At 71.3% G+C, this 22910-nt stretch carries 21 protein-coding genes; 8 read left to right on the forward strand and 13 right to left on the reverse strand.

Annotated features, from left to right (window positions below; genetic code table 11):
- Positions 1-45: 45 nt before the first annotated feature.
- Positions 46-2382: a UvrD-helicase domain-containing protein gene (locus VIL67_RS08390; protein WP_332048423.1), complete on the forward strand. Its 2337-nt coding sequence runs from the start codon at positions 46-48 to the stop codon at positions 2380-2382.
- 3 nt (positions 2383-2385) lie between these two features.
- On the opposite strand, the gene VIL67_RS08395 is transcribed toward VIL67_RS08390, so the two are convergent.
- The gene (locus VIL67_RS08395) at positions 2386-2805 is read right to left on the reverse strand and encodes a DUF7662 domain-containing protein (protein WP_332048424.1); all 420 of its coding nucleotides are present in this window, start codon (positions 2803-2805) and stop codon (positions 2386-2388) included.
- A 119-nt stretch (positions 2806-2924) separates the two neighbouring features.
- Between VIL67_RS08395 and VIL67_RS08400 the strand changes: the two genes are divergently transcribed.
- Positions 2925-3422 (forward strand): hypothetical protein, encoded by a 498-nt coding sequence (locus VIL67_RS08400; RefSeq protein WP_332048425.1) that lies wholly within the window; start codon positions 2925-2927, stop codon positions 3420-3422.
- Between the two features lie 42 nt (positions 3423-3464).
- Positions 3465-4331, forward strand: a complete 867-nt coding sequence (locus VIL67_RS08405) for a 50S ribosomal protein L11 methyltransferase (RefSeq protein WP_332048426.1) — start codon at positions 3465-3467, stop codon at positions 4329-4331.
- Here the strand turns inward: VIL67_RS08405 and VIL67_RS08410 are convergent.
- Entirely contained in the window at positions 4328-4678 is a 351-nt protein-coding gene (locus VIL67_RS08410) for a GIY-YIG nuclease family protein (RefSeq protein ID WP_332048427.1), read from the reverse strand. The genes VIL67_RS08405 and VIL67_RS08410 overlap by 4 nt on opposite strands.
- A gap of 70 nt (positions 4679-4748) precedes the next feature.
- Here VIL67_RS08410 and VIL67_RS08415 point away from each other — a divergent pair, with 70 nt between their 5' ends.
- The 3 genes from VIL67_RS08415 to VIL67_RS08425 are packed head-to-tail and all read left to right on the forward strand — an operon-like array spanning position 4749 to position 7880.
- Positions 4749-6560, forward strand: a complete 1812-nt coding sequence (locus tag VIL67_RS08415; RefSeq protein ID WP_332048428.1) for an aminopeptidase P family protein — start codon at positions 4749-4751, stop codon at positions 6558-6560.
- Between the two features lie 4 nt (positions 6561-6564).
- A complete protein-coding gene (locus tag VIL67_RS08420; protein ID WP_332048429.1) occupies positions 6565-7401 on the forward strand; it encodes a class I SAM-dependent methyltransferase in 837 nt (278 codons plus the stop codon).
- Entirely contained in the window at positions 7398-7880 is a 483-nt protein-coding gene (locus VIL67_RS08425) for a nuclear transport factor 2 family protein (protein ID WP_332048430.1), read from the forward strand. The genes VIL67_RS08420 and VIL67_RS08425 overlap by 4 nt, the downstream gene beginning before the upstream one ends.
- Positions 7881-8052: 172 nt before the next feature.
- Here the strand turns inward: VIL67_RS08425 and ligA are convergent, their stop codons facing one another.
- The 7 genes from ligA to ftsZ all read right to left on the reverse strand — a co-directional run bounded on the left by ligA (position 8053) and on the right by ftsZ (position 17010).
- Complete coding sequence (ligA, locus tag VIL67_RS08430; RefSeq protein WP_332048431.1) at positions 8053-10386, reverse strand: NAD-dependent DNA ligase LigA; 2334 nt, start codon at positions 10384-10386, stop codon at positions 8053-8055.
- A gap of 280 nt (positions 10387-10666) precedes the next feature.
- Complete coding sequence (gene recN, locus VIL67_RS08435) at positions 10667-12364, reverse strand: DNA repair protein RecN (RefSeq protein ID WP_332048432.1); 1698 nt, start codon at positions 12362-12364, stop codon at positions 10667-10669.
- 39 nt (positions 12365-12403) lie between these two features.
- A complete protein-coding gene (locus VIL67_RS08440) occupies positions 12404-13342 on the reverse strand; it encodes an outer membrane protein assembly factor BamD (RefSeq protein ID WP_414696202.1) in 939 nt (312 codons plus the stop codon).
- A 134-nt stretch (positions 13343-13476) separates the two neighbouring features.
- Positions 13477-14085, reverse strand: a complete 609-nt coding sequence (locus VIL67_RS08445; RefSeq protein ID WP_332048434.1) for an MSMEG_1061 family FMN-dependent PPOX-type flavoprotein — start codon at positions 14083-14085, stop codon at positions 13477-13479.
- 94 nt (positions 14086-14179) lie between these two features.
- Positions 14180-15088, reverse strand: coding sequence for a UDP-3-O-acyl-N-acetylglucosamine deacetylase (gene lpxC, locus VIL67_RS08450; protein WP_332048435.1), 909 nt, complete (start codon positions 15086-15088; stop codon positions 14180-14182).
- A 133-nt stretch (positions 15089-15221) separates the two neighbouring features.
- On the reverse strand, positions 15222-15464 hold the full coding sequence (locus VIL67_RS08455; RefSeq protein ID WP_332048436.1) for a hypothetical protein: 243 nt from the start codon (positions 15462-15464) through the stop codon (positions 15222-15224).
- A gap of 85 nt (positions 15465-15549) precedes the next feature.
- Complete coding sequence (ftsZ, locus tag VIL67_RS08460; protein ID WP_332048437.1) at positions 15550-17010, reverse strand: cell division protein FtsZ; 1461 nt, start codon at positions 17008-17010, stop codon at positions 15550-15552.
- Positions 17011-17313: 303 nt separating this feature from the next.
- Between ftsZ and VIL67_RS08465 the strand changes: the two genes are divergently transcribed.
- Complete coding sequence (locus tag VIL67_RS08465; RefSeq protein WP_332048438.1) at positions 17314-17802, forward strand: hypothetical protein; 489 nt, start codon at positions 17314-17316, stop codon at positions 17800-17802.
- Between the two features lie 3 nt (positions 17803-17805).
- Here the strand turns inward: VIL67_RS08465 and ftsA are convergent, their stop codons facing one another.
- Genes ftsA through VIL67_RS08485 form a run of 4 tightly spaced genes read right to left on the reverse strand, consistent with a single transcriptional unit; the run spans position 17806 to position 22358 of the window.
- On the reverse strand, positions 17806-19143 hold the full coding sequence (gene ftsA, locus VIL67_RS08470; RefSeq protein WP_332048963.1) for a cell division protein FtsA: 1338 nt from the start codon (positions 19141-19143) through the stop codon (positions 17806-17808).
- Between the two features lie 14 nt (positions 19144-19157).
- Positions 19158-20060 (reverse strand): cell division protein FtsQ/DivIB, encoded by a 903-nt coding sequence (locus tag VIL67_RS08475; protein ID WP_414696193.1) that lies wholly within the window; start codon positions 20058-20060, stop codon positions 19158-19160.
- Positions 19996-20988, reverse strand: coding sequence for a D-alanine--D-alanine ligase (locus VIL67_RS08480; protein ID WP_332048440.1), 993 nt, complete (start codon positions 20986-20988; stop codon positions 19996-19998). The genes VIL67_RS08475 and VIL67_RS08480 overlap by 65 nt, the downstream gene beginning before the upstream one ends.
- Complete coding sequence (locus VIL67_RS08485; protein ID WP_332048441.1) at positions 20985-22358, reverse strand: M20/M25/M40 family metallo-hydrolase; 1374 nt, start codon at positions 22356-22358, stop codon at positions 20985-20987. Before VIL67_RS08485 ends, VIL67_RS08480 begins: the two co-directional genes overlap by 4 nt.
- A 103-nt stretch (positions 22359-22461) precedes the next feature.
- Between VIL67_RS08485 and VIL67_RS08490 the strand changes: the two genes are divergently transcribed.
- Positions 22462-22905: a PaaI family thioesterase gene (locus VIL67_RS08490; protein ID WP_332048442.1), complete on the forward strand. Its 444-nt coding sequence runs from the start codon at positions 22462-22464 to the stop codon at positions 22903-22905.
- The last annotated feature ends 5 nt before the right edge of the window (positions 22906-22910 follow it).

Genomic DNA, 22910 nt, shown 5'->3' on the forward strand with positions numbered 1-22910 from the left:
ACGCACCGGCTGCCGTCGGCCGTCCTTCGTGCTAAACCGGCGCCGATGTCTCCGTCCGAATCCCATTCCGATTACCAGCCGCCCGCCACCCGCATCAGCGATCTGGCGCGCGTTGATGGCCGACCCGGCGACTACCTCGAAGGGCTGAACCCCGAGCAGCGCGAGGCCGTCGAGGCCGTGGAGGGCCCGGTTCTGGTGCTGGCCGGCGCCGGCACCGGCAAGACCCGCGTGCTCACCACGCGGCTCGCCCATATCCTGGCCACCGGCCGGGCCCGGCCGTGGGAGCTGCTGGCGGTCACCTTCACCAACAAGGCCGCGCGCGAGATGCGCGAGCGGATCACCCACATGATTGGCGGCCAGGCCGAGGGCCTGCGCTGGCTGGGCACCTTCCACTCGGTGGCCGCGCAGATCCTGCGTCGCCACGCCGAGCTGGTGGGGCTCAAGTCGAACTACACCATCCTCGACGACGACGATCAGGAGCGGCTGCTCAAGCAGATCCTCGAGGCGGAGAACATCGACGCCAAGCGCTGGCCCGCCAAGCTGCTGGCCGGCCTCATCGACCATTGGAAGAACCGCGGCTGGCGCCCCGACCAGGTGCCGCCCGCCGAGAGCGCCCAATACGCGAACGGCCGCGGCCAGGCGCTCTACCGCATGTACCAGGAGCGGCTGCGGGTCCTGAACGCCTGCGACTTCGGCGACCTGCTGCTGCACAACATCACCATCTTCACCAGCCAGCCGGACGTGCTGGCCGAGTACCACGACCGCTTCCGCTACCTGCTGGTGGACGAGTACCAGGACACCAACGTCGCCCAGTATCTGTGGCTCAGGCTGCTGGCCCAGAAGCGCCAGAACGTCTGCTGCGTGGGCGACGACGACCAGTCGATCTACGGCTGGCGGGGCGCCGAGGTCGACAACATCCTGCGTTTCGAGCGCGACTTCCCGGGGGCCAAGGTGGTCCGGCTGGAGCGCAACTACCGCTCCACCAGCCACATCCTGGCCGCCGCCTCGGGCCTGATCGCGGCCAACAAGAGCCGTCTGGGCAAGACGCTTTGGACCGAGGCCGAGGGCGGCGAGAAGGTCATCGTCCGGGGCATCTGGGACGGCGAGGCCGAGACCCGGCTGATCGCCGACGAGGTGGAGCGGGCCAAGCGGGCCGGCCGCCGCTACCGCGACATGGCCATCCTGGTGCGCGCCTCCTTCCAGATGCGCGCCTTCGAAGAGCGCTTCGCCCTGCTGCAGATCCCGCTGAAGATCATCGGCGGCCAGCGGTTCTTCGAGCGCGCCGAGATCCGCGACGCCCACGCCTACCTGCGGCTGATCCAGTCGCCGGACGACGACCTGGCCTTCGAGCGCATCGTCAACACCCCCAAGCGCGGCATCGGCGACACCACCGTTCAGAAGCTCCTGCAGATCGCCCGCCTGAACGGGGTGCCGGTGACCCACGCCGCCCGCCAGGTGGTGCTGACCGACGAGCTCGCCGCCCGCACCCGCACGGCGCTTTCGAACTTCCTGCGCGACCTCGACCGCTGGCGGGGCGACGCCCAGCGCATCCACCACGCCCGCCTCATGGAGCAGGTGCTGGAGGAGAGCGGCTACACCGACGCGCTCAAGCTCGACCGCAGCCCGCAGGCCCAGGGCCGGCTCGAGAACCTGAAGGAACTGGTCAACTCCATGCAGGCCCACGACACCCTCGAGGCCTACCTGGAGCACGTCTCGCTCGTGCTCGACCTGGAGCGCGAGAGCGGCGACGACGCCGTCCAAATGATGACCCTGCACCAGGCCAAGGGCCTGGAGTTCCCGCTGGTCTTCCTGCCGGCCTGGGAGGAGGGCGTGTTCCCCTCCCAGCGCAGCATGGACGAGAAGGGCGAGAAGGGGCTCGAGGAGGAGCGCCGCCTGGCCTACGTAGGCATCACCCGCGCCCGCGAGGAGGCGCGCATCTCCTTCGCCGCCAACCGCCAGGTCTACGGCCGCTGGACCAGCCAGCTGCCGTCGCGCTTCGTGGACGAGCTGCCGCCGGCCAACGTCGAGGCCTCCTCGGAGACCGGCTACTACGGCGGCGGGCCTGGGATGCAGCAGCACGGCAGCCGCTGGGACGAGAGCCCATCGTTCGGCGCCGGCTACTCCTCGCCCGGCTGGAAGCGCGCCCAGGCCTCGGGCTACCGCGGCAGCCATCCCGGCCGCCAGCAGGTCATCGAGGGCGAGGGCCGCCTTGTGGCGGTGTCCGAGAGCTCGGCGGCCAGCGACTACAAGCGCGGCGACCGCGTCTTCCACCTGAAGTTCGGCTACGGCCAGGTCCGCAGCGTCGAAGGCAACAAGCTCACCGTGGACTTCGACAAGGCCGGCGAGAAGAAGGTCCTCGACAGCTTCGTGGAGAAGGGCTGAGCCTTAGCCCTTCCGGCGCAGCGTCCGGAACAGCACCGCGCCCAGCCCCGCGGCCACCGCGACGCCGCCGGCCACCAGGGCCCCCATCGGGAGCTTCCGGCCTGTCGCCGAGGCCGGCGGCTCGTCCTGCGCCGGCCGTTCCACCAGCTCGGTCGCCTGGCCTACCGCCTCCACGGCGCTCGGCGGGATGTCCCCGCGACGGAAGGTGACATGGCCCGCCGCGTGATCGGGCTCGGCCGCGAAGCCGTGCTGCGTCCAGGCCCTGGCGTGCGGCTTGTCCTCGCCGGACCACCAGGTCTTCCCCGAGCGCGCCGTCTTCGGCAGCGGAAAGCCCAGGACCTCCTCGATCTCGGCGAAGCTGGCGCGCCATTCCGGACCTTCGTGGCCGGCCAGGCGTTCCGAAAGCGGTTGGTACTTGCTCATGGCGACGTCTCCCGCGGGCTCAACGCTCAGGGTGTGAGATGGCGCCACCTTGGCCCTGAACCAACCCGCCCGTCGCGCGCTCTAGCGGCCTGGAACTGGAACATCAAAGGCGCAGGGCCGTGGATCTCAAGAAGCTGTTTTCCGGCGTGGGTCTGGCGGCCGTGGCGGGCCTGCTGTTCGGCGGCGCCATGAAGCCCAACCTGCGCGGCGACGAACGCCCCGAGGGCCCGCAGATCTTCACCGGCTGGTCCGGCGCGCGCTCCACCGGCCCCTTCGACGACGGCCTCACGCTGGCCTACTGGCAGGGCCAGATCCCCGACTACGTGGTCGGCACCGACTGGAAGCAGCAGATCGCCTGGCGCGAAGAGCCCGACGTCATCGAAGCCGTTCCGTATACGGACTACATCGCCTCCGACGAGGAGGCCCCCGAACCCGTCCAGTACGCCATGACCCGCTGGGACGAACCGCCGCCCGAGCCGGTCCAGTTCCCCTCCCTCGCCGGCGGCGCCGCCTATGGCCCAGAGCGCCTCGACGCCCCGCCCCCGCCCCCCTCGGACGAGTACGACGCCGAGGCCATGCCCGAAGCGACCGGCGACACCCGCCCCGTCGACGGCTGATCCCCCTCGCCTTTCCCGCCCCCGCCCGCTAGACGGCGCGGCATGAGCGACGACGCCTTCCAGATCACCGCCCGCGGCCCTCGCCGGCACGCCGAAGCCGCCGCCGCCGTCCTCGACGAGACCCCGGCCACCGAGACCCTCACCTACTCGATCCTCGAGGAGGACGAGGACCACGACGTCTGGCGGATCGACGCCTTCCCCACCTCGGAAGACGAGCGCGCGGCCCTGCTGGAGGTCCTCGCCGGGCATCCCGAGCTCCGCGTCAGCACCGAGAAGCTGGCCGACGCCGACTGGCTGGCCATGGCGCTCTCCGGCCTGCCGCCGGTCCGCGCCGGCCGCTTCTTCGTCTACGGCGCCCACGACCGGGGCCTGGCGCCCGCCAGCACGGTGAACCTGCGCATCGAAGCCGGCGCCGCCTTCGGCACAGGGCACCACGGCACGACCGTCGGCTGCCTCCTCGCCTTCCACGACCTGCTGAAGGCCCAGAGGTTCGACAAGGTGCTGGACGTCGGCTGCGGCACCGGCGTGCTGGCCATCGCCGCGGCGCGGACGGGCAGCCGGGTCGCGATCGGCACCGACATCGACCGGGTCTCCGTCCGCATCGCGAACGAGAACGCGACGCTGAACAACGCGGGGGCGCGGTTCGTCCATGCAAGCGGGTTGAACGACCAGAAGGTGCGCGGCGAGGCCCCCTACGACCTGGTGTTCGCCAACATCTTGGCGCCGCCGCTGGTGGCGCTGAGCCACGACATCAAGCTGGCCCTGAAGCCCGGCGGGCTGGCGATCCTTTCGGGGCTGCTCAGGACGCAGGAGCGGCGGGTGCTCGCGGCCTATACCTCGAAGGGCTTCCGGCTGGTGCGCCGGCTGCACCGCGACGCGTGGGCCACCCTGGTCCTGAAGCGGGCCTAACCGAAGATCTTGCGGGCGTTCAGGGTCGCGAGCCAGTGGGCGAGGCGGTCCTTCAGCTGGCTGTCGCGGCCGTAGGCGCCGAGATCCTCGTCGTCGATCACTTCGAGGATCTCGTAGGCGATGGACTCGGCGTCGTACTCACGGAACGCCTTGTGCAGGTCGGGGTGGAGGCGGCCGCCGGGACCCGTCTTCAGGGAGAAGCGGATGGCGTTCTGCTGCTGGTCGAGGTTCTTGGAGGCGCCGACCCAGGCCTCGCCGGTGGGCGTACAGCGTACGGCGAAGATCCCGCAGCGCGGCTTCGTCTCCTTGTAGTCGCGGATGGCGTCGCGGCGGGCCTGGCGGTCCATGGGAACTCCTATTTCACCCGGGTATAATAGCCGCCTTTGCCGCGCCGCGGGAAGGGACTAAATCCATTCCATGCGCCAGACCTTCGACGAGACCACCGATCGCTCCTTCGGCCCCAAGCACGTCCCGCTGATCCGCCAGGCCATGGCGCAGCAGGGGCTGGACGGCATCCTCGTGCCGCACGAGGACGAGCACCAGAACGAGTACCTGCCCGCCGCCAACGACCGGCTCGCCTGGGCGACCGGCTTCACCGGCTCGGCGGGCGCCGCGGTGATCCTGAAGGACAAGGCCGCCGTCTTCGTGGACGGCCGCTACACCCTGCAGGTCCGCGACCAGGTGGACCAAGCCACCTTCGAGATCCGCGACCTCGTGGAAGGCGGCGTCCCCGCCTACCTGGAGACGGCCACGGCCCGGGGCCAGAAGATCGGCTACGACCCGCGCCTGCACAGCCCCGACGCCCTGGAGCACCTGAAGCGGGCGGCGGCCCGCGCCGGCGCCGAGCTGCGCCCGGTGACGCCCAATCCGGTGGACCTGGCCTGGGGCGAGGCGCGGCCGCCGCAACCTGTGGCCCCCGTGGTCCCGCACCCGCTGGAATATGCCGGCGAGGACTCAGCCTCCAAGCGCGCCCGGGTGGGCGCGGCCCTGCCGGGCGGCGCTGACGCCGCGGTGCTGACCGCCCCGGCCTCCATCGCCTGGCTGTTCAACATCCGCGGCGGCGACGTGATCCGCTCGCCCCTGCCGCTCGGCCAGGCGGTGCTGAACCGCGACGGCACGGCGCGGCTGTTCCTCGACCCGCAGAAGGTGACGCCGGAGCTGCCGGCCTGGCTCGGCAACCAGGTGCGGCTCGAGACCCCGGAGGACCTGCCCCAGGCCCTAGCCGAGCTGCGCGGCAAGCGCGTGGTGGTCGACCCCGGCCAGTCCTCGGCCTGGTATTTCGAGGCGCTGAGCGGCGGCGGCGCCGAGGTGGTCCGTGCGGACGATCCCTGCGCCCTGCCCCGGGCCTGCAAGAACGAGGTGGAGATCCAGGGCGCGCGCAACGCCCATGCCCGGGACGGGGCGGCGGTCACCCGCTTCCTGCACTGGCTCGCCACCGAGGGCCAGATCAACCCGCCCGACGAGATCACCGCGGTGAAGACGCTGGAGGCCTTCCGCGAGGCGACCGGCGCGCTGAAGGACCTGTCCTTCGACACCATCGCGGGCGCTGCCGGCAACGGCGCCATCGTCCACTACCGGCCCACCGAGCGGCTGAACAAGCGGGCCGAGAAGGGCTCGCTTCTGCTGGTCGACTCCGGCGCCCAGTACCTGGACGGCACCACCGACATCACCCGCACGGTGGCGATCGGCGAGCCCAGCGCCGAGATGTGCGAGCGCTTCACCCTGGTGCTGAAAGGCAACCTGGCGCTGGCGCGCATCCGTTTTCCGGCCGGCACCACGGGCTCGGCCATCGACGCGCTCGCCCGCGCGCCGCTGTGGGCCTACGGGCTCGACTACGACCACGGGACCGGTCACGGCGTCGGCAGCTACCTCGGCGTCCACGAGGGGCCGCAGCGGATCTCCAAGGCGCCGAACACGGTCGCCTTGCGCCCCGGCATGATCCTGTCCAACGAGCCCGGCTACTACAAGGAAGGCGCCTACGGGATCCGGATCGAGAACCTGCAGGTGGTGACCCCGCCGCAGGACGTCCCCGGCGGCGAGCGGCCGATGCTGGGCTTCGAGACCCTGACCCTGGCGCCCATCGACCGACGCCTGATCGTGGCCGCCTTGCTCACCGAGGAAGAACGCGCCCAGCTCAACGCCTACCATCAGCGCGTCCTGAAGGTGGTCGCCCCGCAGGTCGAGCCGGAGGTCCGCGCCTGGCTCGAGCAGGCCTGCGCGCCGGTCTGACCCGATGAGCGACGCCCCCAACGCGGCCCAGCAGGCCTACTGGAACGACGCGGCGGGCCGGACCTGGGCCGAGATGCAGGAGCCCCTGGACCGGCAGCTCAGGCCCCTCGGCCGTGCCGCCATGGCGGCGCTCGCCCCGAAGCCCGGCGAGCGCCTGCTCGACATCGGCTGCGGCGCCGGCGAGACGACCCTGGAGCTGGCCGCGGCCGCGCCGGGGGGCGAGGTGGTCGGCGTGGACATCTCCCGGCCCCTGCTGGACGTGGCCCGCGCCCGCCCGGCGCCGGCCGGCGTGAGCTTCCTGGAGGCCGACGCCCAGGCCTATCCGTTCGATCCCGCGAGTTTCGACGGAGTCTTCTCGCGCTTCGGGGTGATGTTCTTCGCCGATCCGGCGGCCGCCTTCCGCAACATCCGTCGCGCCCTCAAGCCCGGCGGCCGCCTCGCCTTCGTCTGCTGGCGTTCTCTGGCGGAGAACCCGATCATGACCGCGCCGATGGCCGCGGCCGTGCAGCACCTGCCGCCGCCGGCTCCGCCCGGCGACCCGCACGCGCCCGGCCCCTTCGCCTTCGCCGATCCCGAGCGGGTGCGCGGCATCCTGGGCGCGGCCGGCTTCGCCGACGTTGCGCTTGCGCCTCACGACGAGGCGATCGGCGGCGGGGACCTGCGCACCGCCGTCGGCCTGTCCCTGCGCATCGGGCCGCTCGGGATGATGCTGCGCGAAAACCCGGACAAGCGGGACGTGGTGGTGGCCGCGGTGCGCGACGCGCTGGCGGCCTATGAGGGACCGGATGGGGTGAAGCTGCCCTCCGCCACCTGGATCGTCACCGCCCGGAACCCCGCATGAGGATCCTGGTCACAGCGCTGGCCTGCACGGCCTTGGCCTTCCCGGGCCCTGCCGCCGCCAAGCGGCGGGCGGACCCGGAACAGGAGGCCATCCTGGCGCAGATCGACCGCTTCTTCGCCGCCATGAAACGGCAGGACACGGCCGGGCTGGAGAAGCTGATCTACGCCGACGGGGTGATGACCATCGTGCGGATCGCGCCGGACGGCAGCGAGCGGCACGTGCGGCGGCCGGTGACCGCCTGGCTGGAGAGCATCAAGGCCAGCCCCGATCTCGACGAGCGGATCTGGACGCCGAAGGTCATGCGCCGCGGGCCGATCGCCGTGGTCTGGGCGCCCTATGACATCAAGCAGGGCGGCAAGCGGCTGCACTGCGGGGTGGACGTGTTCGACATGGTGAAGGTGGACGGCGTCTGGCGCGTGGCCAGCCTGATGTTCACCGCCGAGCCGGCCGCGTGCGCGGAGCTGAAGGCGCCGGACTGAGCGGTGGGCCACTGCACTCTCTCCGCTCGTCCCGGCGAAAGCCGGGATCCAAGCTGAGCAAGGAACGGACCCAGCCGCGGGCCCGAGTCCGCTTGGGCCCCGGCTTTCGCCGGGGTGAGCGGTTTGGGGGGGCAAGGCTTTTTAGCGCGGCCCTCCGCTCGAGTGACCGCCCCTACCCGCCGACCATCTCCAGCCACTTGGCTTCGGTGATCACCTTCACGCCGTGCTTTTCGGCGTCCTTCAGCTTGGAGCCGGCGCCGGGGCCGGCGACGACGAGGTCGGTCTTCTTGGACACCGAGCCGGAGACCTTGGCGCCCAGGCGCTCGGCCTGGGCCTTGGCCTCGTCGCGGGTCATCTTCTCGAGCGCGCCGGTGAAGACCACGGTCATGCCGGCCACGGCGGTGTCGGACTTGGGCTTCTCGGCCGGGATCACCCGCAGCTCGCCCAGCAGGCTGTCGACCATGGTCCGGTTGTGCGCCTCGCCGAAGAAGGCCGCGATCATTCGGGCGGCGACCACCCCCACCGTCCCGATGGACGAGAGCTCGTGGAAGGCTTCGCCCGGGGTCTGGGCGAGCGCCTCGGCGGCGGCGGCCTCGAAGGTCGGCCAGTCGGCAAAGCGCTCGGCCAGCGCCGACCGGCTCCGGGCGTTGAGCTTGGGGATCGCCAGCCGCAGGTGCTCTTCCAGCGAGGCGTTGGCCGGGATCAGCAGGGCGGGCCGGGCGCGGGCGAACTCGAGCACGGCGGCGAGCGCGGTCGGGCCGAGGCCTTCCAGCTCCGCAAGCTCGGCGTACATGGCCCCGCCCGACTGGTCGGCGGCGGCCCGGGCGGTGGCGACGAAGGCCTCCACCGTCTCGAAGTGCCGGGCGAGCGCGAGCGAGGTGGTCTCGCCCACATGCCGTATGCCGAGGCCGTAGATGAAGCGCTCCAGCGCGATGTCGCGGCGGGCCTCGATGCCGTCGAGCAGGTTACGGACGCTGGTCTCGCCGAAACGGTCGAGGGCGAGCAGTTCGTCGCGCTTCTCGTGCAGGCGAAAGATGTCGGCGGGGGAGTTGAGCCAGCCCTTTTCGCTGAACAGCACCAGCTGCTTCTCGCCCAGCCCCTCGATGTCGAAGGCCCGGCGGCTGACGAAGTGGCGCAGGTGGGCGAGCTTCTGGAACGGGCAGGCGAATTCGCCCGAGCAGCGGCGGACCACCGTCTCGGCGCCAGAGGAGGTGGTCTCGCGCACGACCTCAGTGCGCAGGGGGCACGGGCAGACGTGCGGGAACTCGTAGGGCGTGGCGTCCTTCGGCCGCTCCTCCGGCACGACGGCCAGGATCTGCGGGATCACGTCGCCGGCCCGCTGCAGGATCACCGTGTCGCCGAGACGCACGTCCAGGCGGGCGATTTCGTCGGCGTTGTGCAGGGTGGCGTTGGTGACGACCACGCCGCCGACGGTCACGGGGGTGAGCCGCGCCACGGGGGTGAGCGCGCCGGTGCGGCCCACCTGGATGTCGATGGCCTCCAGCACCGTGCGGGCCTGCTGGGCCGGGAACTTGCGGGCGACGCCCCAGCGCGGGGCCCGGGACACGAAGCCCAGCCGGTTCTGCCAGTCGAGGCGGTCGACCTTGTAGACCACGCCGTCGATGTCGAAGCCGAGCTTCGGACGCACGGCCTCCATGTCGCGGTAGGCCTCCAGCAGGCCCGCCACGCCCACCACCCGGCGGCTCTGCGGGGTGACCTGGAAGCCCCAGGCCTTGAGCTGCTCCAGCGCCTGCCACTGGGTCTCGGCGAAGGGCGCGCTGACCGCCCCCCAGGCATAGGCGAAGAAGCGGAGCGGTCGCTGGGCCGTGACCTTCGGATCGATCTGGCGCAGCGAGCCGGCGGCCGCGTTCCGCGGATTGGCGTAGGTGCGCTGGCCGGCCGCTTCGGCCGCGGCGTTCATGGCCGCGAACTCCTCGTTCGCCAGATACACCTCCCCGCGGATTTCGATGCTGTCAGGCCAGCCTGAGCCGGAGAGGCGCTTGGGGATCTCGGCCACGGTGCGGACATTGGCGGTGACGTCCTCCCCCACCCGGCCGTCGCCGCGGGTGGCCGCGCGAACCAGCACGCCGCGCTCGTAGAGGATGGAGCAGGACAGCCCGTCGATCTTCGGCTCGGCGGTGTAGGCGACATCCTCGTCCAGCCTGAGGAACCGCTTCACGCGTGCGTCGAACTCGGCGGCGTCCTCGTCGGAGAAGGCGTTGTCGAGGCTGAGCATGGGGACGCCATGCTCCACGGGCGCGAACTGCTCCGAGCGCGCTGCGCCGACCCGCAGGCTTGGGGAGTTGTCGCGGACCAGGTGCGGGAAGCGCTGTTCGATCGCTGCATTGCGCTGCTTCAGCGCGTCGTAGTCGGCGTCCGAGATGGAGGGCTGGTCCTCCTGGTGGTAGCGGATGTCGTGCGCCGCGATCTCGTCGGCCAGGAGGGTCAGCTCCTCGACGGCTTCGGCTTCGGTGAGGTCGGTGACGGGTTTCGGAGTCGCGGCCATGGGGCAGGTCTAACTTGCACGGGCAAGGACGTGGAGCCCTTCCTGTTCTTCCGGTCTCGGCAACCACGAAGACGATGATGATCTAAAGCCCTCCTCCTCGATGGAGGAGGGTTGGGTGGTTGTGGACGCAGAGCGGCCGTCGTGTGGCGGGAGTGGCGCGGCGCCCAACAGACTGACATTCAGCTCACTGCACTCACCACCATCCCCGCCCTTCCTCCATCGAGGAGGAAGGGAGAAGCTGCGGCAACCCCGGCGATCTCGCACCGCAGCGTGAATAAGCTCAGGCCCCGATGAGGGCGCGGGCGGCGGCGCGGGCGGCGTCGGTGATGTGGGCGCCGGCGAGCATGCGGGCGATCTCTTCCTCGCGGTCTTCGGGCGAGAGGATCTCCACGGCCGTGCGGATGCGGTCGGCGTCGCCGGCCTTTGAGATGCGCCAGTGGGCCTCGGCGCGGGCGGCCACCTGGGGCGAGTGGGTGACCACCAGGACCTGGGCGTTGGCGGCCAGCTTCTTGAGGCGCAAGCCGACCGCGTCGGCGACGGCGCCGCCCACGCCCTGGTCCACCTCGTCGAAGATCATCAGCGGCTGGGGGCCGCCGCCGCGGCCAGCCAGCGCCGCCTTCAGGGCCAGCGCGAAGCGGGCAAGCTCGCCGCCGGAGGCGATCGCGCCCAAGTCGCCGAACGGGGCGCCTGGGTTGGTGGCGATCTCGAAGGCGACGCGGTCGAGGCCGGCCGGGCCGGCACGGTCCTCGGGCAGCGGCTCGACGGCGACGCGGAAGCGGGCCTTCTCAAGCTTGAGGGGGGCGAGCTCGGCCATGACAGCCTCGGCCAGCCGCACCCCGGCCCCGCGGCGGACTGCGGTGAGCTCGGCGGCGGCGGCGAGGTAGGCCTGGCGCGCGGCCTGCAGGGCGGCCTCGGCGGCCTTGAGCGCGTCCTCCGACGACTCCACAGCCCGCAGGCGCTCGGCGAAGCGGACGCGAAGCAGCGGCAGCTCCTCCACCGCCACGTTCAGCTTGCGGGCCAGGCCGCGAAGGTCGAACAGCCGCTCCTCCGCCTTCTCCAGGCGGTCCGGCTCGAACTCGAAGGCCTCGGCGGCCGCGTCGATGGCCGCCTCGGCTTCCCCGGCCTCGATAAGCACGCGGTCCAGGGCCTCAGCGGCCTGGGTCAGGCGGCTGACGGCCGCGCCGTCGGCGGCGGCGCCGGCGGTGACCGCCCGCTCGCGGGCCCGTTCGAGGGCGCGGATGGCGGAGGCCACCTTGCCACCGAGACCGTCGAAGGTGTCGCGGGCGCTGGAGATGTCGGCGAGCGCCTTCTCCGCAGCGCCCAGCACCGCGCGCTCCTCCGCGAGGCGGGTCTCCTCCCCTTCCCGCGGGTCCAGCCGGTCGAGCTCGGCGAGGCGCAGCTGCAGCTCCTCGGTCTCGGCGGCGGCGCGGGCGACCACGGCGCGCAGCTCGTCCACCTGTTCGCGGGCCTCGCGCCAGGCCCGCCAGCGCTGGGCCACGGCGGCGGCCAGGGGACCTGCGTCTCCGTAGGCGTCCAGCAGCGGGCGGTGGGTGCGGGCGTCCAGCAGGCCCACCGTCTCGTGCTGGCCATGGACCTCGAGCAGCCGCTCCCCCACCTCCTTCAGCACGCCCACGCCGGTGGCCTGGTCATTGACGAAGGCCCGGCTGCGGCCGTCCGCGGCGAGCGTGCGGCGAAGCACCAGGTCCTCGTCACGGGCGTAGGAGAGGCCCTTGTCCTCCAGCAGGTCCCAGACGGGATGGTCCGGCGACGGCGCGAAGACCGCCGAGACGGCCGCCTGGGGCGCGCCGCGGCGCACGAGGCCGGCGTCGGCGCGGGCTCCCGTGGCGAGGCCGAGCGCGTCGAGGATGATCGACTTGCCGGCCCCGGTCTCGCCGGTAAGCGCAGTGAGGCCGGGCCCGATGGACAGGTCCAGGGCCTCGATCAGGACGACATCGCGGATCCAGAGTCCGATGAGCACGGCTGCGAAGATCGCCCGGAATCAGGCGCCGAGAAAGCCTTAGTTGTTCGCCTTAGGTTCCGCGGTCGCGGCGGCGTCGGTGGAGGTGGCCGCGACCGGGCTGGCGGCGGCGGCCGGCGGCCGGATCGTCTCGGACTTGTTCTTGCGGAACGGGATCTTCAGGAAGCCGCGCCGGCCCGAGGCGCCGGTGGGCTCCACCGCCGGGCGCAGGCCGCGCGAGGTAAGCAGCTTGTAGGCGTCGCCGTACCAGGCGTCGCCCGGGAAGTTGTGGCCGAGCACCGCGCCGTTGCGCTTGGCCTCGTCCATCAGCCCCAGCGTCAGATAGGCCTCCACCAGGCGGTAGAGCGCCTCCGGCGTGTGGCTGGTGGTCTGGTAGCGGTCGACCACGGTGCGGAACCGGCCGATCGCCGCCAGGGTGTCGCCGTTGCGCAGGTACCAGCGGCCGACGGTCATCTCCTTGCCCGCCAGCTGGTCGTTGACCATGTCCACCTTCAGCCGGGCGTCGGCAGCGTATTCCGTCCGCGGATAGCGCTGGATCACCTCACGCAGATTGGCCAGCGCCTGGCCGGTGGCGGCCTGGTCGCGGCCCACATCCACGATCTGTTCGAAGTAGCAGATCGACTTGATGTAGTGGGCGTAGGCCGCCGCGGGGTTGCCCGGGTAGAGCTGGATGAAGCGGTCGGCGTCGGCGATCGCCTCGGCGTAGTCGTTGGACTGGTAGTGGGCGAAGGCCTGCATGAGGATCGCGCGGCGCGACCACTCCGAATAGGGGTGCTGGCGTTCCACTTCCTGGAAGTAGTTGACCGCCTGGTCCCACTGGCGCCGGTCCAGACGGTCGGCGCCCGTGGCGTAGAGCAGCTCCACAGGGCGCTCCTCGTAGACGAGACGCGGCTTCTTCTGGCGGCCGGCGCATCCGGTCAGGGCAAGGGCGCAGACGCCGGCCACGAGCGCCGGACGAGCCCACGAATTGCGAAGCAGAGACACCTTCACCTCAAAGGACAGACGCGCGCCCCCACGCGAGGAGTCGCTTCTAAACCACGCCGGGGGACCCCCGCAAACGGAACCGCTGGCGGGCTACCCCATGCCGCGGGAAAGCGGCGGAGGTTGGGCGGCTACAGGGTTTCCTTCAGCTGCGCCACCTGTTCCTCGTGCGTGGCCTGGGGCTTTGGCAGGCCGATCTGGTCGCTGACCATCTCGGCGAGCGACGGAAAGGCGCTGCGCTCGATGCGATGGCTGTCGCCCCACAGGTCGGCGCGCATCAGCGCCTTGGGGCAGTGCAGGAAGGCTTCCCGCACGGCGATGCGCAGCACGGAGCGTGGCGGCTTGCCGAATTCCACGAAGGCCTGGAGGAGGCTGTCGTCGTAGGCCAGCTCGGCGCGGCCGTTCACCCGGTAGACGTCATCCATGCCGGGGATCAGGAACAGCAGGCCGATCTCACCGGTCTCGGCGATGTTCTTCAGGCTGTCGATGCGGTTGTTGCCGGGGCGGTCGGGCATGAACAGGGTCTTGCCAGCCTCGTCCACCTTCACGAACCCCGGGCCGCCGCCGCGGGGGGACACGTCGAGGCCCCGCGCACCGCCGGTGCCGATCACCACGAAGGGCGAGAGGCCGATGAACTTCCGCCCGTGGGCGTCGACGTGGTCGATGGCCTTGGCCACCGTGAACTGGTGCGGCGGCTTGTAGAGCCGCGCCAGCGCGTCCTGCATGGGTTCTTCGGACATGACGCGCCCTCCTGCGGCGGAGGCTCAGGGAACACGGGTTGCGAACCGTTCGCAAGCGGCGAGCGCGTGGAACGGCGGCGAGATCGCCCCGCCCTCAGACGGCCTGAGCGAGATCCTCGACGAAGGTGCGGATGCGCCAGGACTCGGGACGGGCCAACAGGGCGCGCACCAGCTGGTTGTTGATGGCGTGGCCGGCGAGCTCGCCCTCGAAGCGGCCGAGGATCGGCGCGCCCAGGACGTAGAGGTCGCCGATGGCGTCGAGCGCCTTGTGACGCACGAATTCGTCGGGGCGGCGCAGGCCTTCCGGGTTGAGGATGCGGTCACCCTCGATGACCACCACATTGTCCATGCTGCCGCCGCGGGCGAGGCCCATGGCGCGAAGGGCCTCCACCTCGTGCAGGAAGCCGAAGGTGCGGCAGTCGGCGAGCTCGCGGCGGAAGGCCGGGCCATCCATCGGCATGTCGATGCGCTGCACGCCGATGGCGGCGGTGGGGAAGCGGATCTCGAAGGCCACCTCGAAGCGGCCGGCGGGCTTCAGCGCCGCCCGCTTGTCGCCGTCGACCACCTCGACGGCGTGGAGGATCTCGATGTAGCGGCGCGGCGCCTGCTGGGCGCGACGGCCGGCGCGGTCGAGGATGCGCACGAAGGGCTCGGACGAGCCGTCCATGATCGGCATCTCGGGGCCGTCGAGCTCGACCACTGCATTGTCGATGCCCAGCATGGCGAAGGCCGCCATCAGGTGCTCGATCGTGGAGACGGTGACGCCGGCGGCGTTGCCGATGACGGTGCCGAGCTGCGTCTTGCAGACCGCCTCGCCTGTCGCTGGGACGCGGTTGTCGGCGTCCGTGATGTCGGTGCGCACGAAGACGACGCCGTGGTCGGCCGGGGCCGGCCGCACGTCGACCCGGGTGTAGGCGCCCGTGTGCACGCCCACGCCGGCGAACAGGGCCGGCGCGCGGAGCGTGTGCTGGAACGCACGGTCCTGGAAGAGGTCTGCGGCCAAAGGGGTACCTGAAGATTTCGCACCGGCGCCTCGCGGCGCCTGTTGTCCCAACGTCTGGCTAAGGTGTTTGCCGCGCTGCAGCAAAACACTTGCTGTTTCGCTTTGTTTCGCTTCGGGACAGGTGGGCGCGGCCTCAGGCCGAGGCGAGCTTCCGGGCGTCCGCGGCGCTGTAGCGGGTGGCGCCGATCAGGGCGTCCGTGCGGTCATGGATGTAGACGAAAGCCTCGTCTCCGGCCCGGCTGAGCGCTAGGGCCAGCGCCCTCGCCTGCGCCTCCGCGCAGCGACCCGAGAGGAACAGCTGCGGCTGGGTCTCGCCCTCGCAGGCCAGCGACCATCCGCCGTCCACCGGGGTGACCGAGATCCTGTGCTCCGACATGACAACCTCCCCACAGCTCGCGCCGCAGGGAGGATGCTAGATCGAACGCCGGTCGCCCGGCATTCACGTTTGAGGGAGCGGTCGGTCAGTTGGCCAGGCGGCGGAGGAAGGAGGGGATCTCCAGGTCCTCGCCCGCCTCGGGCTGCTCGAGCGTCTGCGGGGTCTCCACCGGCAGGGCGCCGCCGCGGCTGGCGGTGGCGCGCGGCGCCGGAGGCGGAGCGGCCTGCTGCGGCTGGGCGTCGTAACGCGGGCGGCCGCCGAACAGGCTGAGGAACCCGCCGCGCGGACGGCGCTGCTCATAGGGCTCGGCGAACAGCGGCTCGTCGGCGACGGACTCCTCGACGGCCGGATCGACGATGCGCGACACGGTGGGCGCGCGCGCTGGCTCGGGCGCCGCAGGCGCGGCGTAGAGGTCGGCCTGCTCCTCCTCGACCATCGGGGCCTCGTAGACCACGGGCTCGGGAGCGACCGCCACGGCGGGCTCCGGCGCGGGGGCCGGGGCCGGCGTGGTGTCGACGCGCAGCGGCTGGGCGGTGGTGTTGGCCCGGCGCTCCAGGCGCGGCTCGATGGCGGCGATCGAGACGCCGTCCATGCCCGTGGCGACGACGGAGACGCGGATCTTGCCCTCCAGCGCCGGGTCGAAGGCGGCGCCGAAGATGATGTTGGCTTCTGGATCGACCTGCTCGGCGATGGCGTTGGCCGCCTCGTCCACTTCCAGCAGGGTCATGTCGAGGCCGCCGGTGACGTTCACCAGCACGGCCTTGGCGCCCTTCAGCGACACTTCGTCGAGCAGCGGGTTCTGGATGGCGTTCTGGGCGGCCATCAGGGCGCGGTCGTCGCCGGTGGCTTCGCCGGTGCCCATCATCGCCTTGCCCATCTCGGTCATCACCGTACGCACGTCGGCGAAGTCGAGGTTGATCAGGCCCGGCAGGACCATCAGGTCGGTGATCGAGCGGACGCCGGAGTGCAGGACCTGGTCGGCCATGCCGAAGGCTTCGGCGAAGGTCGTGCGCTCGTTGGCCACCCGGAACAGGTTCTGGTTCGGGATGACGATCAGGGTGTCGACGTAGCGCTGCAGCTCGCCGATGCCGGCGTCGGCCAGGCGCATGCGGTGGCGGCCTTCGAAGTGGAAGGGCTTGGTGACCACGCCCACCGTCAGGATGCCGCGCTCGCGGGCGCACTTGGCGATGATCGGGGCGGCCCCGGTGCCGGTGCCGCCGCCCATGCCGGCGGTGATGAACACCATGTGGGCGCCGTCGAGGTGCTCGCCGATCTCGGGGATCGACTCCTCGGCCGCGTGCATGCCGACTTCCGGATGCGCGCCGGCGCCGAGGCCCTGCGTCGCCTGCACGCCGAGCTGGATGCGGCGGTCCGTCTTGGCGAACTGCAGCTGCTGGGCGTCGGTGTTGGCGACGACGAACTCGACGCCTTCGAGCCCCGCCTCGATCATGTTGTTCACGGCGTTGCCGCCCGCGCCGCCCACGCCGAACACGACGATCCGAGGCTTCAATTCTGTCGCCTGCGGAGCTGAGAGAGAAATCGCCATCGGACCCTGCGTCCTTCCAATAAGCCGGCCTCACCGCTGGTCGACCCGCCCGGCCAGCGCTCCTTAAGGATGGGTGAAAATTTGCGCCGTCATCCTTAAGCGAGGGTTAAGGGCATAGCGTGAGTCGTCGGGGGTTCGACCTGCGACAGGCTGGAAAAATGGGGTTGTTCCACAGGAGCCGCGGCGCGACTCGGGCCGGTGCGACGCCCTGTCTCGCAAGCCGAAGCTTGGCCGTAAAGAGCGGCGAGGAACCGGATCTGTGAACGCCCGTTGCCGCGATGGCTGGTGAAGCTGGAGGGACAGATGCTCAGGATACTGCTCGTGGCGGCCTCGGCCGCCGCGCTCGTGGCGTGCTCGACGACCGTGAAGGAAGCGCCGTCCGGTGCTGGGCCGGCAGCGGCCGCGGCGGTCCGTAACCTGGCGATCCGCAACGTCAGCGGCTCGACGACGGCCGCCAACGTGACGCCGGAGATCGTGGCTGCGCTCACCGAGGCGATCCGTTCGCAGCTGGGCGGCGGGGTGGCCGGCGGCCAGCCGGCGGACGTCACCTTCGTGATCTCGGACTACCGGGTTGTGAGCAAGGCCACCCGGTTCATGGTCGGCGCCCTGGCCGGAAGCAACCGCCTGACCGTCGACGTGACGGTGAAGAGCCCCTCCGGCGCCACCCTGCGCCAATTCACCGTGACGCGGAGCGCCAACACCATGGGCGTCGGCGCGGTGATGAACCAGAAGGGCAGCCTGATCGCCCAGACCGCCGAGGGCGTGGCCAAGACCGTCCGCGGCGAGAAGTAGCGGCTAGAGATTCTCGCGAAGCCAGGCGGCGGCCTTCGCCACCGGGTTCGCTCGGGGATCCAGCGGTTCGCGGCGCAGCTTGGCCGAGGCCAGGGCCTTGGCCGAGACGGCTTCGCGCGGACCGAACGCGGCGCGGTGCAGGATGCCGGCGGCGGCGGTGAAGGCTGGGCCGGAAGCCGCGTCGGCCAGGTGCGGCACGCGCCGGGGACGCCCGAGACGCACCGGCCGGTCGAACACCCGCACGGCGACCTCGCGGACGCCCGCCAGCTGGCTGGCGCCGCCGGTGATCACCAGGCCGGCGCCCGGCTCCACGGGCGCGCCGGACGCCTTGAGGCGGTCGCGCAGCAGCTCGAGCGTCTCCTCCACCCGCGGCGCGATGATCCCCTTCAGCAGGCTGCGCGGGGCGACCACCGGACCTGCGCCGGGATCGTCGCCGCGCGGCGGCGCCTCGATCATTTCGCGGTCCTCGTTGGCCGAGGCGATCGCCGAGCCATGCAGGGTCTTGATCCGCTCGGCGCCGGCGATGGAGGTCGAGAGCCCGCGGGCGATGTCCTGGGTGACGTGCTGACCACCGACCGGGACGGTTTCGACGTGCACCAGGCTGCCGGCGTTGAACACCGCCGCCGAGGTGGAGCCGCCGCCCATGTCGATGCAGACGGCGCCCAGGTCCATCTCGTCCTCTTCCAGCGCCGCGAGCGCCGAGACGAACGGCGCGGCCACCACGCCCTCGAACTGCAGGTGGGCGCGCTCCACACAGGCGCCCAGGGTCTGGAACACCGCCTCGGAAACCGACACCACCAGCAGTTCGACGCCTAGCGTGCGCCCGAACATGGCCCGCGGATCGCGGACGCCGCCCTGCCCGTCCACAGCCCAGGCGATGGGCAGGATGTGGGCGGCGCGGCGGCCGGGAAGCTTGATCTGGGCCAGGGCGTGGCTGATGGCGCGCACCAGGTCATGGTCGCTGATCGGGCGAGCGCCGAGGGAGACGCGCCCGGCGACGCGGGTGGAGGTAAGCTGGCCGCCCGCGGTTGCGACCGTGACGCCCTGGACGCTGACGCCGGCCACGTTTTCCGCACGCTCCACGGCCTGGGCGATGGCTTCCGAGGCCTCGTCGAGGTTGACGATCGACCCCCCACGGATGCCGCGGGACTGGACATAGCCGACGCCCGCCGTGGTCAGGGTGCGGTCGCCACGGCGAACACCTTCAGGCTTCATAATGAAGCAGGTAACCTTCGAGGCGCCGAGATCCACGGCGGCCACGACCTGGGGCCGCGCGATGGCGGCGCGGAGGCCTTCGCGGCCTTCCTTCTTCTGTTCGGCGCGTTGCGCGACCTTCAGCATCTCTTCGTTGTCCCTCACGCGCCTTCTGCGACGAGCTGGCCGGCCGGAGCCGCCTGGCGGGGCCTGACGGCCACGACATCGGGGTTACGCAGGTCTATCCGTTCGAAACCGAGCTCGAGGATGTGGCTGCGCTGATCGAGCTGCTCGAGCTGCATCAGCGCCTCCTCCTCGCCCACGGCGGGCAGTTGGACGATCGAGCCGTCCTTCATCCTCAGGTCCCAGCGGCGGTTGTCGACGCGCACCAGCGCCTCCAGCCGCTCCATCAGCCGCGGCCGTTGGGCCAGCGTCGGTAGGATGCCCGGCGCCATCTCGGCGGCGCCCAGGCCGACGACCAGCGGCAGGGTGGGGAAGCGGCCGGGATCGGCCTCGGGGATTGGCTGGCCGCGCTCGTCGATCACCATGGTGCGCCCGCCGTGCTGCCACACCGCCAGCTGCCTGCGCTCGACCACGGCGATCACCAGGGTGTCGGGCAGCAGGCGCACGACCCGCGCCTCCTTTACCCAGCCGACCCTCTCCACCGACTGACGCACCGCCTCGAGGTCGAGGCCGAGGACCGGCTGGTCCTTGTAGACGCCCGTGGCGGCGACGATGTCGGGGGTCGCCATCGCCGAGGCGCCTTCCACATGGACAGACTGCAGGCGGAAGCCCGCCTGGCCGAAACGATCATCGATCCCGCTCGTCACCGCCTGCGCTAGACGCTCACCGCGGCCGCCCGTGCCGAGCGTGGCCACCACGGCCAGGACGAGCACGCCGGCCGAGGCCACGAGCGCGGTCTTCGGAGAGATGCCGGCGCCCTCCGAACGCGGGCCAGCCGCCGCCGCCGGCCGCTTGGCCGTCGGACGTTTCGATGCGCTAGGGGGCGTCTTGCCCCGAGGGGTCGCTTGAGCCTGCGATCCTCCCCGCACCGCTGCGGGCATAGGCGTCCTCCGTGATCCACAAAACCAGGTCGTCGAATCCCACGCCCTGCGCCGCCGCCTGCTCAGGAACGAGCGAGGTGGGCGTCATGCCGGGCTGAGTGTTGACCTCCAAAAGGACCATAATGTCGTTAATGTCGTCATAACGGAGGTCCGACCGGGTAACCCCGCGACAACCAAGGGCTGCGTGCGCTCGCTCGGAAAGTTCCTTGGCTTTTTCAATCGCTTGCGGCGGAATCCTGGCCGGCACCACATGCTCGGAGCCGCCTTCGCCGTACTTGGCTTCGTAATCGTAAAAGGCCGTTTTCGGCACGATTTCGGTAACGGTCATCGCCTTGCCGTCCATCACGCCCACCGCCAGCTCCAGCCCGCGGATGTAGGGCTCGACCATGACCTCCTCGCCATAGGTCCAGGAGGGGGCGACGACCTCCTGGGGCGGGGTGTTGGCGCCCTCGTGGACGATGAAGACCCCGACAGAGGAGCCTTCCGCGTTCGGCTTCACCACATAGGGCGGCTCGATCACGTGGCGGGCCGCCACATCGAAGCGGTTGAAGAGGCCGCCGCCCGGCACCGCGACCCCCGCGGCGGCCAGCACCGCCTTGGCCTTGGCCTTATCCATGGCCAGGGCCGAGCTCAGCACCCCGCAGTGGGTGTAGGGGATGCGCAGCGTCTCCAGAACGCCCTGCACGCAGCCGTCCTCGCCCCACTCCCCATGGAGGGCGTTGAAGCAGACGTCCGGGTTCAACCGGGTGAGCACCTGCGCGATATCGCGACCGGCGTCGACGCGGCTGACCCGGGCGCCCAGCCGCTCGAGCGCGTCGGCGCACTCGCGCCCGGAGACGAGGCTGACCTCCCGTTCGGAGGAAGGGCCGCCCATGAGGACAGCGACGTGACGCCCTGCGAGGGGGCTGGCGGTAGGGGGAAGGCTCACTTCGCCTCCTTGGCAAGCTGGCGGAAATCGATGTCGCTGTTGGCGACCGTGTAGAGGAAGGCCGCCCACACCGCGACGTTCTGGGACAGCTCGGCCGGATCGATCTTGTCGAGGGTGTCGTCGGCTGCGTGGTGCAGGTCGAAGTAGCGGCTCATGTCCTGGTTGAAGTCGACGAAGGGCGTCCCCGCCGAGATCAGGCCCGCGATATCTGCGCCGCCTGACTGCGGCGCTTCCCGGCGCACCACGACCTTCAGCGGGACCAGCGCGGCCTCAAAGGCCTTCATGGCGGGATGCGACCGGCTGCCGGCCGGCAGGGCGATGCTGTAGACCCGGCCTGCGCCGCTGTCGCTCTCGCCGGCGACGATCATCTTCGGGACCTCGGCGCGGTTGGCCGCCAGATAAGCGCCCGACGAGCCGCCCTGCTCCTCCGAGCCCCACATCACAACGCGGATGGTGCGCTTCAGCGGGCCCGCGCTGGCGGCGAGCTTGGCGGCGGCCGTTGTGATGGCGATCCCAGCGGCGTCGTCCACGGCGCCCGTGCCTGGATCCCAGCTGTCCAGGTGGCCGCCCAGCACGATGACTTCGTCGGGCCGCTCGGTCCCGCGGATCTCGCCCACGATGTTGTAGGCCGGGGCCTTGGGATCGCTGCGCGATTGCATGTCGAGCTTCACGCGGACGGCACCGCGACGGGCGAGGTTCTCGAGCAGCTCCGCGTCGGGGGGCGAGAGCGCCGCGGCGGGGATGCCCGCGGCCTGGGCCCCGCCCGTGTGCGGCAGGCGGGTGTCGTCCGTGGACAGCGAACGGACCAGGTAGCCTACCGCGCCACGCCGGGCGGCCTCGCGCGGCCCTTGCGTGCGCTGCGCGTTGACGAAGCCGTAGCTGGAGCCGTCCTGGGTGCGGGGCATGCGCTGGGTGACCACCGCGATCTTGCCCTTCAGGCTGCCCTCGGGCTGGTCGAGGAGCTCCTGGTATGACCGGAAGAGCGCGATTTCGGCGGTCAGGCCGCCCTTCGGCGTAGAGGCCGAGTTCCCGAGGCCCAGGATGTGCAGCTTGTGCGGCGCGGGCCCGACGACCTCGGCCGACTCGGGGCCGCGGAACCAGGCGGGGGTCGTGAAGCGCTCGACCCGCACATTGGTGAAGCCCAGTTCACGGAACTTGGCCACCGCCCAGTCGCGGCCGCGCTCCATCGCCGGGGAGCCCGTCATCCGCGGGCCCACCTCGGTGGTCAGGGACTCCGCGACCGCCCAGGCCGTTCCGTCGGTCAGGGCCCGGTCGCGCACCTGCGCGGCGCCGGCGACAAGGTCCTGGGCAAAGGCCGGAGCGGCGAGCACGGCCAAGGCGGCCGCGGCGAAGATGGTTGTCATGCGCATGAAGTTCGCGTGCGCCCCTGGAAGATTCCCGTCAAGGCGCACTGCTGCCACGGCGGTGTCAGCAGGCGGTCCATAGGCTGAGCGGGTTCGAAGGAGACCGCCCATGACTTCCGTGCAGGCCCCTGCTCGCCCAACCACCGCCCTCGACGCCCTGCCCCGCCCCCCATGCGCGGAGCTGCTGGGTTGGGAGGTGGTGGACGCCCGGCCGGCGGAGGGCTGGATCCGCATCGGGTTCGACGCCCGTCGTGAGTTCACCAACCCGGCCGGCTTCATCCAGGGCGGCTTCCTGGCCGCCATGCTGGACGACACCATGGGGCCGGCGGTGTTCGCCCACACGGATGGGCGCCTCTACACGCCGACGATCGACCTGCACGTGAGCTTCCTGGCCCCGGCGAAGGCCGGCCGCCTGTACGGCGAGGGCCAGGTCGTCCAACTCGGCAAGAGCATCGGCTTCATCGAGGGCCGGTTGATGACCGAGGACGGCACGGTGGTGGCTCGGGCCACCGCCAGCTGTCGGCTGGTGGAGGCGGCGAAGGCGCTGGGGTGAGCAGG

The organism is Phenylobacterium sp., assembly GCF_036563385.1.
Lineage (GTDB): Bacteria > Pseudomonadota > Alphaproteobacteria > Caulobacterales > Caulobacteraceae > Phenylobacterium.